Source organism: Telluria sp. GW821-FHT07G12, from assembly GCF_059418525.1.
Genome location: NZ_JBWKQA010000006.1, coordinates 36,287 through 48,716, shown reverse-complemented (window position 1 = coordinate 48,716; position 12,430 = coordinate 36,287). Strand labels below are relative to the sequence as shown.

17 protein-coding genes are annotated in these 12,430 nt (G+C 62.2%); 14 read left to right on the top strand and 3 right to left on the bottom strand.

Annotation, left to right across the window (positions count from 1 at the left end; translation table 11 throughout):
* Positions 1 to 42 precede the first annotated feature (42 nt).
* The 9 genes from AC07PE_RS21060 to AC07PE_RS21020 all read left to right on the top strand — a co-directional run bounded on the left by AC07PE_RS21060 (position 43) and on the right by AC07PE_RS21020 (position 5,716).
* Positions 43 to 1,488, top strand: a complete 1,446-nt coding sequence (locus AC07PE_RS21060) for a phage head spike fiber domain-containing protein (protein ID WP_498768101.1) — start codon at positions 43 to 45, stop codon at positions 1,486 to 1,488.
* Positions 1,485 to 2,531, top strand: a complete 1,047-nt coding sequence (locus tag AC07PE_RS21055; protein ID WP_498768099.1) for a hypothetical protein — start codon at positions 1,485 to 1,487, stop codon at positions 2,529 to 2,531. Before AC07PE_RS21060 ends, AC07PE_RS21055 begins: the two co-directional genes overlap by 4 nt.
* Positions 2,532 to 2,540: 9 nt before the next feature.
* Positions 2,541 to 2,981 carry a hypothetical protein gene (locus AC07PE_RS21050; protein WP_498768097.1) on the top strand — a complete coding sequence of 147 codons (441 nt, stop codon included), beginning with the start codon at positions 2,541 to 2,543 and terminating at the stop codon, positions 2,979 to 2,981.
* Positions 2,981 to 3,151: a hypothetical protein gene (locus AC07PE_RS21045; protein WP_498768095.1), complete on the top strand. Its 171-nt coding sequence runs from the start codon at positions 2,981 to 2,983 to the stop codon at positions 3,149 to 3,151. Before AC07PE_RS21050 ends, AC07PE_RS21045 begins: the two co-directional genes overlap by 1 nt.
* A complete protein-coding gene (locus AC07PE_RS21040; RefSeq protein ID WP_498768093.1) occupies positions 3,148 to 3,705 on the top strand; it encodes a hypothetical protein in 558 nt (185 codons plus the stop codon). Before AC07PE_RS21045 ends, AC07PE_RS21040 begins: the two co-directional genes overlap by 4 nt.
* Positions 3,702 to 4,052: a phage holin family protein gene (locus AC07PE_RS21035; protein ID WP_498768091.1), complete on the top strand. Its 351-nt coding sequence runs from the start codon at positions 3,702 to 3,704 to the stop codon at positions 4,050 to 4,052. The genes AC07PE_RS21040 and AC07PE_RS21035 overlap by 4 nt, the downstream gene beginning before the upstream one ends.
* The gene (locus tag AC07PE_RS21030; protein WP_498768089.1) at positions 4,049 to 4,516 is read left to right on the top strand and encodes a hypothetical protein; all 468 of its coding nucleotides are present in this window, start codon (positions 4,049 to 4,051) and stop codon (positions 4,514 to 4,516) included. Before AC07PE_RS21035 ends, AC07PE_RS21030 begins: the two co-directional genes overlap by 4 nt.
* On the top strand, positions 4,516 to 4,977 hold the full coding sequence (locus AC07PE_RS21025; RefSeq protein WP_498768087.1) for a lysozyme: 462 nt from the start codon (positions 4,516 to 4,518) through the stop codon (positions 4,975 to 4,977). The genes AC07PE_RS21030 and AC07PE_RS21025 overlap by 1 nt, the downstream gene beginning before the upstream one ends.
* 442 nt (positions 4,978 to 5,419) lie before the next feature.
* Complete coding sequence (locus tag AC07PE_RS21020) at positions 5,420 to 5,716, top strand: hypothetical protein (protein ID WP_498768085.1); 297 nt, start codon at positions 5,420 to 5,422, stop codon at positions 5,714 to 5,716.
* Positions 5,717 to 5,741: 25 nt separating this feature from the next.
* Here AC07PE_RS21020 and AC07PE_RS21015 read toward each other — a convergent pair whose 3' ends face one another.
* Positions 5,742 to 6,101: a hypothetical protein gene (locus AC07PE_RS21015; protein WP_498768083.1), complete on the bottom strand. Its 360-nt coding sequence runs from the start codon at positions 6,099 to 6,101 to the stop codon at positions 5,742 to 5,744.
* A gap of 186 nt (positions 6,102 to 6,287) precedes the next feature.
* Here AC07PE_RS21015 and AC07PE_RS21010 point away from each other — a divergent pair, with 186 nt between their 5' ends.
* Positions 6,288 to 6,662 carry a hypothetical protein gene (locus tag AC07PE_RS21010; protein WP_498768081.1) on the top strand — a complete coding sequence of 125 codons (375 nt, stop codon included), beginning with the start codon at positions 6,288 to 6,290 and terminating at the stop codon, positions 6,660 to 6,662.
* On the opposite strand, the gene AC07PE_RS21005 is transcribed toward AC07PE_RS21010, so the two are convergent.
* Positions 6,659 to 7,897, bottom strand: a complete 1,239-nt coding sequence (locus tag AC07PE_RS21005) for a tyrosine-type recombinase/integrase (RefSeq protein ID WP_498768079.1) — start codon at positions 7,895 to 7,897, stop codon at positions 6,659 to 6,661. The two genes, AC07PE_RS21010 and AC07PE_RS21005, sit on opposite strands and share 4 nt — an antisense overlap.
* 387 nt (positions 7,898 to 8,284) lie before the next feature.
* On the opposite strand from AC07PE_RS21005, the gene AC07PE_RS21000 reads away from it, so the two are divergent.
* Positions 8,285 to 8,626, top strand: a complete 342-nt coding sequence (locus AC07PE_RS21000; RefSeq protein ID WP_498768581.1) for a DUF6979 family protein — start codon at positions 8,285 to 8,287, stop codon at positions 8,624 to 8,626.
* A 155-nt stretch (positions 8,627 to 8,781) separates the two neighbouring features.
* Here the strand turns inward: AC07PE_RS21000 and AC07PE_RS20995 are convergent, their stop codons facing one another.
* Positions 8,782 to 9,633 carry a LysR substrate-binding domain-containing protein gene (locus AC07PE_RS20995; protein WP_498768077.1) on the bottom strand — a complete coding sequence of 284 codons (852 nt, stop codon included), beginning with the start codon at positions 9,631 to 9,633 and terminating at the stop codon, positions 8,782 to 8,784.
* An 88-nt stretch (positions 9,634 to 9,721) separates the two neighbouring features.
* Between AC07PE_RS20995 and AC07PE_RS20990 the strand changes: the two genes are divergently transcribed.
* The 3 genes from AC07PE_RS20990 (at position 9,722) to AC07PE_RS20980 (ending at position 12,420) form a co-directional block, all read left to right on the top strand.
* On the top strand, positions 9,722 to 10,573 hold the full coding sequence (locus AC07PE_RS20990; RefSeq protein WP_498768075.1) for an alpha/beta fold hydrolase: 852 nt from the start codon (positions 9,722 to 9,724) through the stop codon (positions 10,571 to 10,573).
* A 57-nt stretch (positions 10,574 to 10,630) separates the two neighbouring features.
* The gene (locus tag AC07PE_RS20985; protein WP_498768073.1) at positions 10,631 to 11,530 is read left to right on the top strand and encodes a LysR family transcriptional regulator; all 900 of its coding nucleotides are present in this window, start codon (positions 10,631 to 10,633) and stop codon (positions 11,528 to 11,530) included.
* A 104-nt stretch (positions 11,531 to 11,634) separates the two neighbouring features.
* Entirely contained in the window at positions 11,635 to 12,420 is a 786-nt protein-coding gene (locus AC07PE_RS20980; RefSeq protein WP_498768071.1) for a dioxygenase family protein, read from the top strand.
* Positions 12,421 to 12,430: the final 10 nt, after the last annotated feature.

Genomic DNA, 12,430 nt, shown 5'->3' with positions numbered 1-12,430 from the left:
TTTTCGCGCGCGTCGCCCGGGACCTATGTTGACAGGAACGGGGTGCTGCAAACAGCGCCGGCGAATACCCTGCGCTGGACGTATGACCAGAGTGATTTGAGTGCGGCGCCGTATGCGGTGTTGGAGTCTGCCGGGACGAACTGGCTCCGACGGACGGACCAACTCACGCACCCGGCATGGGATCTGAGTGCAGGACTCTATGCGGCGAACGCGGGTACTGCCCCGGATGGTAGCAATACCGCCTTGGCCTTTACCCCGAATGCCACAACTAGCAATTTCGCGTGGATGGCTCAGGGATTCAGTAGCGGCGCACCTAATGCATCCCTCGACTGGGTTTATTCGTTTTGGGTCCGAGTCGAAAGTGGGGTCTCGGATATCAGTCTTGCGATTAGCAATCTCGCCATCAGCACCTCGAATGGTGCGTTCCAGGCAGTGGACACGACCTGGCGGCGCCTGTCCTTCGCGCTGAAGCCGGGCGTGCTCGCCAATACCGGGAGTATTGGAGTTGGCCTCGTGGGACGCGCCGGTCAGAAGTATCTGATTTGGGGACCGCAGCTTGAGCGAGGCTCTAAGCCGAGCAGCTATATCGTAAGCAGTGGTGATGGAACCGCGGCACGCGCCGCCGACGTCATTGCTGCTGGCGCCGGCCTGGTAGGTTCGAATGTGCCCATCAACGAGCCGCCCTACAGCAGCGCAGCGACGTTTGCTCAGGGGGTGGTGGTCTACGACCCGGCCACTTTCCTGACCTACCAGTCGGCCATAGCCGGCAACGTCGGGCATGCACTCACCGACACGGCGTCGTGGATCCCGCTGAAGCAAGTGGTGAATCGCCGGCTGATGTTCGACAAGGTGGTGAACAGCCAGACCAAGGCGCCGAACGAAGTCACTGTCCTGGTACAGCCTGGCGAACTGGTGAACACGCTTGGCATCTTGAACGTTGAGGGTGCGAGCGTTACCGTTGCCCAGACCGACAGCGGCTATCTCCAGACGAAGAGCTTGGTAAGCCACGACCCGCTCAGCTGGTACGACTTTTTCTACACTGAGCCGATCCGCGAAGGCGACGTGATCTTTGACGGCATCCCACCGTATGCGGGTTCGGCGCTGTCGATCTCGGTGAGCAACCCGGGTGCAGACGCTGCGATCGGCTGTTACGTCATGGGCCAGGCCCGGACCATTGGCGAGACCGACTGGGGCTTTTCCGGCGGCATCCTGAGCTACTCGACGTCGAATACGGACATCTTCGGAAACGTCACCATGGTGAAGCGGGACAACTCGAAGGTGCTGAACTTCGAAGTCTACATTCGCAAAGGGTTTGAATCGGCTGCCTACCGTCTCCTTGCCAAGGAATACACCGACGTCGAGATCATGGTTATCGGCGCCGAAGACTACTCCATGACCTATGCCTACGGCTTCCTCGGCCAGTGGAACGTCCCCGTCAGCGCTGGGGGCGAAAAGACCGCGCACATTGAATTTAAAGGACTCGCATGATCATTGATGACCTGCCAGACGCACCTGATCCGGTGCTAGACCCGCCCAAGACCTTCAGCTTCAAAGCTGCTGCGATGGTGCTGGCACTGAAGAAGATGGTGACGCAGTTGAAGGTCGCGATCGCCAACATGAACTCCATCGCAGCTGGAGGAGCGTATGCGATTCCGTATGTTTACTCGGCAGTGACCGCCCCCATCGGACTTCCAGCTGGGGGGCGCGCCGCATTCAGCACCGGCGCAAATGCGCAGACCGTCACCCAAATATTCTTTGACACGAAGGACAGTACGGGCACATTGGTTGCCGCTGCGCTGGGGGATTTCAATTCTTCATCGAGCACCGTACGGGGCACTCTCCGTCTTCAAAAAGTTGGAGATCCGTCCAAGTGGGCGCGCTTTAACGTCACCGGATACGTTCCGCAAGCCGGTGGTCTGTACGGGTGGGCAAACGTCGCGCCCCTCGACCAGTCCAGTGCTACCCCTTTCGCGGATGGCGACGCCGTTATGCTGTTCTTCCAGCGCACCGGCGACAAGGGCGACACCGGACCGGCAGCCAACAACGGGCTAGTCCTACTGAGCTCTGCAAACATCACAAGCACGGTATCGCAGATTGATTTCTTGAACGTCATGACGTCGGCTTACGACAAATACGTTGTCGAGGTGGAAGGGCTCACATCGTCTTCCAACGGCATCGTGTCCATGCAGCTCGCGAAGGGTGGCGTCGTTGATAGCGGAGCGTCTTACAACTTCGGGGCGTCTGGCTCGGGATCGTCTTCGACCAACACGATACAGCACCTCGTATCAAACAACGGTACGAAGCACACCGGCACCACAGAAATATTGAACGCGTTGGATGGTACTTCGTACTCGAGGTTGATCCACTCGGAGACCATGACCTACAACAGTTCAATTACCCCGGTAACAGCCTCGGTCAACTACACAACCTGCTACACCCCGACGGGCGTGCTAAGCGGGTTCCGACTGACAACCGGCGGCGGGTCATTCACCACCGGCATTGTCCGTGTCTACGGCATCAAGAATAGCTAAAGGAGCGATATGAACGACCAAGCCACGGCTGACGATGTCGGCCAAGATCCGGCGCTGCCGGCTGTAATCCAGGTGATGGACGATGGCGTGATCCGCGACGCCACGCCCGACGAGATCGCCGAAATTGAAGGGCGCAGCAATGTCGTCCTTCCCCAGGCGCGCCGCATCACCTGCCTGGCCTTCCGCAACCGCTTCACCGACGACGAGAAGGTGATGATCGAGCTGGCCGCCGCCGACAACCCCAACGCGGCGCTCGACGCGCGCAAGCAATCGGCGCGGCTGCGCGCCAACATGGCCGACGTGGCGGCCGCCAGCTTCATCGACCTGGATCGCCCTGACACGCGCGCGGGCGTCCAGCTGCTGGAGACTGCCGGCGTCATCGAGACCGGCCGGGCCCTGGAGATCCTCGATGCCGAGGTCCAGGCCAACGAACGGCCGGAGGGGCTGTGATGGTCGACTACCGCGAACTGCTCAAGAAATACATGGCCGTGGTGGTTGAAGAGGAGGGCGTCACGTTCATCCCACCCACTACGCCGGCATATCCGCTCGACGACGCGGCATCGAAACTGACGCAGCAAGACATCGCCGAGCTGCAGAAGATTGCTCTGGAGCTGTCATGAGCGGCGGCTTCGTTATCGTCCGCCTTACCAGCCGCTGGCCGTATAACCCTGGCAGTCTCGTGATCGGGATCGCCGCGGGTTCGCGCCAGTTTAGCCACGCCATCACCATCATCGGCGAGCGCGCTTACGAGGCGTCGATGACGCACGGCTGCCGCGCGGGAACCGTCGAGCAGCTGATGGAGGGCGTGGCAGTCTACCGCGACATGTGCGTCTGGGTTCCCGACGTCGACGCCGCGCAGGTGTTCGCCGAAGCCCAGGTGGGGAAGCGCTACGACTGGCTCGGCGCCGTCGGCATCCCGTTCACGTATTCCGAGGACTGGAGCGACGATAGCTGCTGGTGGTGCTCCGACCTTTCCTTCGCCATCGTCCTGGCTGGCGGGATCCGGCTCTTTGACCCTGCAGAGATGAAGCGGGCTCGGCCGATCGATCTGCACATGGCGGACTACGCCAAGGGGCCCATCATCCGAACGCGGCGCCCGCCGCAATACCCACCCAACCAACCGGCTCAGGCCGGTTTTTTTACGACCGCAGCCTCCTCTGAAAGGGCCAAATGAACCAATCCCCAACTCCCGGCAGCTTCGACATCGACGCTGTACTCAGCTGGATCCTACTGATTGGCCTGTCCCTCTGGGGCGGCGTTGCCTCCTTCGTTCGCAAGATGAAGGACGGCCACGCGCGGGCCTGGAACTTCACCGAGCTGGTCGGCGAGCTGGTCATCGCCGGCTTCACCGGCGTGCTGGTGGCGAACCTGTGCGACGCCATGGGCCTGCCGGTGCCGATGAAGTACGCGCTGGTCGGCATCATGGCCCACATGGGCAGCCGCGCGCTGTTCAAGCTGGAATCGCTGGCAAACGCAAAGTTCAGCCTGCCGGCCGATGTGCCGGGAAAGGACCAGCCATGATCTCGGCCCTCATTTCCTTCTTCGGTGGCTCGGTCTTCCGGATGATGTGGGGCGAGATCTCGTCCTGGATGACCGCGCGCCAAGACCATTCGTTCGAGATCGAGCGGATGCGCCTGCAGGGCGAACTGGACAGCGCCGCGCATGGCCGCAACATGGAGGCCATCAAGGTGCAGGCCGACCTGGGCGTGCAGACGATTCGCGTGCAGGGTGAAGCCGACCTGGCGCGCATCGATGCCGGCGTGTTCGGCCAGGCCGTCGAGCTGACCGGCAAGCTCACCGGCTTCGCCGTGGTCGATATCTGGAACGGCATCATCCGCCCGATGCTGGCCACCGAATGCATGCTGCTGTGGATGCTGCACCTCTACCGCCACAACTGGACACTGGACGAACAGGGCTGGGCGCTGGTGGGAGCGGCGCTGGGCATCTTCGTCGCTGACCGCGCTCTGCTGAAGCGGGGCAAGTGATGACCCGGGCCGAGTTCGAGGCGCTGGCCGTCCAGGTGGCGGCCGCGCTGGCCCGGCGCTTCGAGGGCCTGTTCCTGCTGCCGTACCTGTGCCCGGCCGGCATTCCGTCGATCGGGTACGGCGCCACATACTACGAGGACGGCACGCGTGTGACGTTGAAGGATCCGACGATCTCGCGCGAGCGCGCGGAACAGCTGCTGCTGTGGATGGTGAAGACGGTCTATCTGCCCGCGGTGCTGAGGCTGTGCCCGCGGGTCGACACGCCGGAGCGCTTGGCCGCGCTGATCGACTTCGCCTTCAACCTGGGCGCCGGCAACCTGGCGGCGAGCACGCTGCGCCGGCGCGTGAACGCCGACCGCTGGGATGAGGTGCCAGCGGAGATTCGGAAGTGGAACCGTGGGGGAGGGCGGGTGCTGCGCGGCCTTGTGCTGCGCCGGGAGGCAGAGGCGGCGCTGATCTGATCTGATAACCGCCGACCGCTTCACTCAGTATCGCGAAACGGCCGCTTGAGCTTGCGCAGAAGTCAAGTCATTAAATAAACGTTTCAATAACGCGACAGATCAAATACAAATTCCATTTGTATTTGGAATGCTGTGAACAAAGAAATCCTTATACGTTGTAAAGAAAACTTGCATAACGTGGATTTCTCGGTATATATCCGTTTATAGGATTGCAACAAAAGCTGCGAAATGTAGTATTTCGCGACCGCGAAATGTCGGCGGAATTTTAATTCGCGAAAACGCTGTAACCAATCCCTATCCTTGCGAGAGTGACGCCAACATTGCTATTCTGTTTGTAGCTGGAGACAGCAACGAAAAAGCCCCGGGACACTTCTCACGGCATCCGGGGCTTTGAATCGTCAACCTACTTACGATGACTCAGTCATCAGAAAGACAATCCGATATGGACGATACCTCTGTCACAACGCAAGGTCAACATCAGGTCAACATTACGGCATCACAATTGGGGCAATTGGCGGATCTTTGCAACTTCATGCAGTTGCTGCGCGCTTGGTGGGAGCATTTCGAAGCAGTGATCCGGCAGCTGGATAAAACCGCCGCGGCAAAAGCCTACGACATCATGATCGAAGGCGTCATTGCCGCACGCCAGCTGGCCAGGGATCTGGGTTTCGACCTGGCGGACCCTGCGTCTTTCAACTGGTCTGCTTCAATCCGGGTTGAGCAGCCGGCATTCGAGTAAGGCAGCGCCCTTGAGCGCCGGCGGGCTACTTGGCTTCGGCCGGCGCCGTGATAGTCTGGCCGGCCGCTTGCCGCGAGCACGCAGTTTTCAAAGCATCCTTCGTGATTCCCTTGGTGGCCAGCACCCGCTCGATTCGCGCGATCTGACCAGTGCACTGGTCGAAGTTGTCGCTGGCCGTCGGAAATGGCTTACCACCGCCGGAACCCAGATTGCTCACAACTTCGTCCATATTTGCTCGCCGCGCCTCGCCGGCTGCACAAAACGCCCTCGTGAGTTCGTCAGCCGACATGTCCTTCATTTCCTGGTACTCGAGCGCGACGCATGGGCCAGCGAAAGCCGGCGCAGTAGCGCATAGAGCGACGAAGAGGAGGGCGAGCTTTTTCATGATCCATCCAGGGCAGGGCGGCATCTAGGCGTGCCGGGTCGCACGCCGAAGTATAGCTCACCGTGAAATTGTGATTCTCACAAATTTTCACCTTACTGGCCTGCAGTATGGTCGGGGATTGACGAGAACTCTCCACTGAAACATTATTGAGGTTTTGATAATTTAAACTGGATGTGTATGAGATCGATGCTTTACGCATTGCTCATCGGCGCATGTATCGCGGCGTGCGGTAAAGCGCAGCAGTCGCCCGAGCAGAAGAAACAAGCGGACGAGATGCAAGCTGGCATGTCCGCGTCCATAACTGCAACGTTTTTTGTGGACGCCATGCGCGCTTGCCATATTGTTGGGTATCGAGAGCTCCACGCCTGCGCCACAAACAATGGAAATCTTCTCCCCGAGATCCAGGCCAAGACTATCGCAGGCTTAGCCGAGAAGCAGGTTGACACGTTCTTTTTCGAGTGTAAGCAGAACTTTGCGCCTGAGTATTGTGCGCAGCTTGTAGAGCGCGCGACGCAAATTGAATGGCGCCGCCCGCCTACCGTCACTGCTGAAGGCACCTAACCTCCAGTTTCAAGCCGGAGAGTCACAACGCTGGCGCTGACCGGCGGCTTACTGCAGTAGTCGGCCCACATCTGCATCAGAACCTTCCGCTTCTCGATGAGGTCGCCGCGACGATAGGCGGCTTCTACCTTGTCGGGGAGCTGGTGGGCAAGCGCGTGCTCGCAAACCTCGCGCGGGAATGAGTTGCCGACCGACTCGGCGCACCAGTCGCGGAAGGTCGACCGGAAGCCGTGAACGGTAATGTCTGCTCGATCCATCCGCCGCAGTACGGCCGTCAAGCTCATATCCGATAGCGGCGCGTCGCCGCGCTGCCCCGGGAATATGTGGTCGCCCAGGCGCGGCATCTTCTTGAGCAACTCCAGCGCAGCGCTCGATAGCGGGACACGGTGCTCACGCCCGGCCTTCATTCGTTCCGCCGGCACCGTCCACACTGCGGTGTCGAGGTCGATCTCGTTCCACTTGGCCCCGCGGATTTCGCCGGACCTGGCGGCAGTGAGAATCCCGAACTCGACGGCGCGCGCCGCGATCCCATCACGCTGGCGCAGGTCGACCATGAAGTCACCGATTTCATGCCAGGGTAGTGCGGCATGGTGCTCAACGCGCGCCACCTTACTTGGATCGGCAAGTAGGTTCTCCAAGTGACCCTTCCAACGTGCCGGATTTTCTCCCACGCGGAATTTGCTGACAGTCGCCCAGTCGAGGATATTTTCTATGCGGCTGCGTACCCGGGTGGCCGTCTCGGTCTTGGTCGTCCAGATCGGTTCCAGGACCCTCACCATCAGCGAGGTGTCGATCGAGGCCACAGGCAGCGCGCCGATGATCGGACTGGCATATGTCGCCATCGTGCTCTTCCACTGCGCCGCGTGCTTCGCGTTCTTCCAGCTGTCCCGGTGGGCGGCGATATATGACGACGCGCAGTCGTCGAACGTGATCGCCTTGGCCCGCTCCAGCGTCTCGGCGAGTTGCTGGGCCTTCCGCCGCTCCAACGGGTCGCCGCCGGCCTGCAGGACCGAGCGACATCCTCGCGCGGCCTCCCGCGCTTCTGCTAAGCTCACGGTGTGAAGGGCGCCGAGCCCCATCTGCTTTTCTTTCCCGCCTCGTGAGTACCGAAAGATCCAGCTTTTCGTAAGCGAGCTCGACACCTGCAGATACAGGCCGGCGCCGTCCGGGTAATACCCCGGCGTCTTGACCCTGCTGACTGCTGCCGCTGTGAGTCTCTCAACTGTTCTCGCCATTCTCTACCCCCGAATCTACCCCCGTTAATGACGTAGATTGTAATAGATTACAGTAGACTTCGGTAGACTAAATGATGAGCATTTCTCCTATGAGAAAGCGCTTAAAGTAGACGATGGTAGACGCCAAAAGATATGGCGGAGGCGGACACCGTCTCCGCCAGAGATTCAAACGAAAAAGCGACCTGCGGGTCGCTTTTTTGTTTTCCGCGGCATGTCGACGAAGCCGGCTTCTCCGCCATGGCACGGATCCATGAGTGTTCACGGGAGAAAAAATTCGCTGTGCTCACAGAGCCGGCGGTTTTTTTTTGAATAGGCGCAGCATACTGGTTTCAGGTTGGACAGTTGTGTCTCGACCTTGCACATTTCGTCGAACGTAACGAGGTAATTATGTATGAGCAAAGATCCCTGACAGGGTACGCTCGCGTTGCTGTCGAGGCGGCTCAACTTGCGGCAGAGGGTGCGCATCCCACTAAAGCTTGGGCGACCAGGGCAGCTGAAGTATTCGAGGGAAAGCCAGCAGCGGAAGTCAAAGGGTGTCCGAAATCCGCGTTTCTTGGGTTGGCAGAGGCCGGTCTCATAAGAGGTGTGGCGCCGGGTGACTATAGCAAGTCAGTCGATAATCGGCGCTACGCTGAAGATGCGAGTGGTAAGCGCCATAACAGCCAGATGGATGTGGTGCTCGCTCTCTGGCATGCTCAGCTCCTGCAACTGCCGCTACACGCAGCGTAAGTGTCTTCAAAAGAGATGATCGACCTTCGGGAGAAACTCCGGTTCGAACCGGGTTGCCGAGGTTAATGGCGGCGCGCAGCTTGCCGGCCGGCGTGAAGCCGCCGAGGACGGAGGAGGTGGGTGTCACTGTCGGGTCATCCGGCATCGGTTCCGAATCAGCGCCGCAACTCCGTCATGATCTTCTCGGCGAGGAAGTCGCAAGGCGGCCGTTTCGACTTGCTGCTCCTCGCCAGGATCACTTCGAGCGCATCGATTTCCGGCAGCCCCTGCGCCTGGCCGAGCAGGCTCATATGGGCAGGGGCGGCGCAGCGCGCCAGCGGCGCCACCGCCAGTCCGGCTTCGACCATGCTCAATAGCCCCATCAGGCTCGGGCTCTCGTAGGAAGTGCGGTAAGGGATCCTGGCGCGCTCGAGGCTGCGGATGGCGTTCTCGCGCGCCACGCTGCCGGGCAGGAAAACGGCAATCGGCAGCGGCCGCTCGCGCCAGATGTCGGGCGCGGCGGGATTCGCCACCCAGACCATCGGCTCGAAGCGCACGAACTGCCCGGACAAGCCCTTTACGCGCGTCGCGCAGACCAGGTCCACCGATCCGTCCTTGACCATGGGCGCCAGCGCCACGCTGGGCAGTCCGACCACCTGGATCTCGACCTTGGGGTAGGTCGCGGAGAATTTCTTGAGGATGGAGGGCAGCAGGGAGGAGGCATAGTCGTCGGGCACGCCGATGACCACGCGGCCCGTCACGTCGGGCCGCACCACCGCGGCCCAGGCTTCGTCGCGCAAGGCCAGCATGCGGCGGGCGTAGGTCAGCATGATCTCGCCGTCCTGCGTCGGCACGACGCTGCGCGGGCCGCGCACGAACAGCGGCTTGCCGAGCGCAGTCTCGAGCGTCTTGATCTGCATGCTCACCGCCGACTGCGAACGGTGGACGACTTCCGCCGCGCGGCTGATGTTGCCGGTGTCGGCGACAGCCACGATCATCGTCAGGACGTCCAGGTCGAGTGCTTTCATCAGTATCAGAAAATCTGATGGTTATGATCAGTATTATGCGGTTTTCTTAGGTTAGCACGTGGTGCATAGTATTGGAAAGGAGGCCAACATGAACGCACGCATCGACCCGTCACTTCTCGCATCGCCCCAGCTGGACTTCGCCACGCTGTGCACCGGCGTGCGCCTGCCCTACATGGCCAGCGGCGCCGGCGAGCCGGTATTGTTCGTCCACGGCTCGCTGTGCGACTACCGCTACTGGGACGGCCAGGCCCGCGTGCTTGCGCAAGGCTTCCACTGCGTGTCGGTCAGCCTGAGCCACTACTGGCCGGCCGCCGATGCCGGCGTGCAGGCTGCGTTCAGCTGGAAGACCCATGTCGAGGAACTGGCCGAATTCATCGCCATGATGGGCCTCGGGCCGGTGCACCTGGTGGGCCACTCGCGCGGCGGCTGCGTCGCCTTCCAGCTGGCGCGCGCGTATCCGGCGCTGGTGAAGACGCTGACGCTGGCCGACCCGGGCGGGGCGCTGCAGATCGACGGCACGCCGGAAGCCTCGCTGCCGCCGGCGACGCTGGCGCTGCGTGCAAACGTCGCCGATCTGATCGAAACCGGGACGGTCGAGGCGGGGCTGGAGATGTTCGTCGACTCGGTCAGCATGCCGGGCATCTGGCGCAAAAGCCCGGCGTCGTTCCGCACGATGGCGATCGATAACGCGGCCACGCTGCCGAAGCAGTTCCGCGATCCTTTGCCGGCCTACACGCGCGCCGCAGCCGCCGAGGTGCAATGCAGGACCCTGCTGATCGCCGGCGAGAAAAGCCCGCGCATGTACCGCACCAACGTGGACAAGCTGGCCGAGTGGATGGCCCAGGCGGAAAAAGCATCGCTCGCGGGCGCCTCGCATGGGATGAACGTCACGCACCCGGCGGCATTCAACCGGCTGATCCAGGCGTTCATCGGGCGTTGATCCCCGGTCCGGGACGATCGTCGTAGAATTGGTTTTATTGTTCCAATTCCCGCGACGATGGACAAATTCCAGGAAATGAAGGTCTTCGCCGCCGTGGTCGACGCCGGCAGCTTCACCGGCGCCGCCCGCGCGCTGGACATGTCGAAGGCGGCGGTCTCGCGCTATGTGGCCGAGCTGGAGGAAAGGCTGGGCCTGCGCCTGCTGCACCGGACCACGCGCAAGCTGTCGCCGACCACGGAAGGCGAGATTTTTCATGCACGCTGCCGCGAGCTGCTGGACAACCTCGACGAAGCCGAGGCCGAAGTCACCTCGCGCAGCGGCGAGGCCAGCGGGCTGTTGAAGGCCAACGTCCCGGTTACCTTCGGCCTGATGCACCTGGCGCCGCTGTGGCCGGCGCTGATGGCGCGCCACCCCAAGCTGGCGCTCGACGTCACCCTGTCCGACCGCGTGGCCGACCTGGTCGAGGAAGGCTACGACCTGGCAGTGCGCATCGGCCAGTTGCCGGCGTCCTCCCTCATCAGCCGCAAGCTGGCTTCCACGCGCCTGGTGCTGTGCGCTTCGCCCGCCTACCTGCAAGCGCGCGGCGAGCCGGCGCACCCGGACGAACTTCCGGCCCACGACGTGATCTCCTACAGCCTGTTCGCCAGCGGCGAAAACTGGACCTTCTCCGGCCCGGAAGGCGAGGTCACGGTGAAGGTGGCGCCGCGGATGCGCACCAACAGCGGCGACACCTGCCGCGCCGCCGCGCTGCAGGACCAGGGCATCATCCTGCAGCCCAGCTTCATGGTCGGCGCCGACCTGGCGCAGGGGACGCTGAGGGAGATCATGCCCGGCTACCGCTCGATCGCGCTCGGCATCTATGCGGTCTATCCATCGCGGAAGTTCTTGTCGCCCAAGGTGCGGGTGCTGGTCGATTTCCTGGTCGAGGCGTTTGCGGCGCCGCCCTGGGTCGACTAAGCTGATTGTTCCTCTTTTCGGAACAGTTTGACCAGTTGCGCCTTGTTTATCTCGGGAGGCGCAGAGCCTAAGATGGGAGCATGTCCACTCAAGGAGGCAGCACCATGGCTCGGCTTCCCACTCTATTCGTTTCGCACGGCTCGCCCATGCTGGCGCTGCAGGACAGTCCCGCGCGCCGCTTTCTGCAGGAACTCGGCAACACCCTGCCGCGGCCCAAGGCGATCGTCGTCGTCTCCGCGCACTGGGAAACCGCCGGCGGCCCGGCCGTGAGCCTGGCGCAGCAGCCCGACACCATCCACGACTTCGGCGGTTTTCCGCGCGCGCTGTTCGAGATGCGCTATCCGGCGCCGGGCGCCCCGCAAGCCGCCGAACGCGCCGCCGCACTGCTCGAAGCCGCGGGGATTCCCGCCGGCCGCAGCACGCAGCGCGGACTCGACCACGGCGCCTGGGTTCCGCTGCGCCTGATGTATCCTGATGCCGATATCCCGGTCGCGCAGCTGTCGGTGGTGCGCGGCGCCGGCGCGGCTGCACACGAAAGCATGGGGAGGGCGCTCGCCGCCTTGCGCGAAGAAGGCGTGCTGGTGCTCGCATCGGGCTCGCTGACGCATAATCTGTACGAGTTCCGCGGCCAGGGCGTCGATGCGCCGGTGCCGGCGTGGGTGAGCGGCTTCGAAGCATGGATGAAGGCGCGCCTGGAAAGCGGCGACCGCGCCGCGCTGCTGGATTACCGCCAGGCCGCACCCTTCGCCGTGCAGAACCACCCGAGCGACGAGCACCTGCTGCCGCTGTTCGTGGCGCTGGGTGCGGCCGGCCCGGACGCGACAGCGACGCAACTGCATTCGAGTTTCGAACATGGCGTGCTTGCCATGGATGCCTACGCTTTTCATTGAAAGGGAAGAC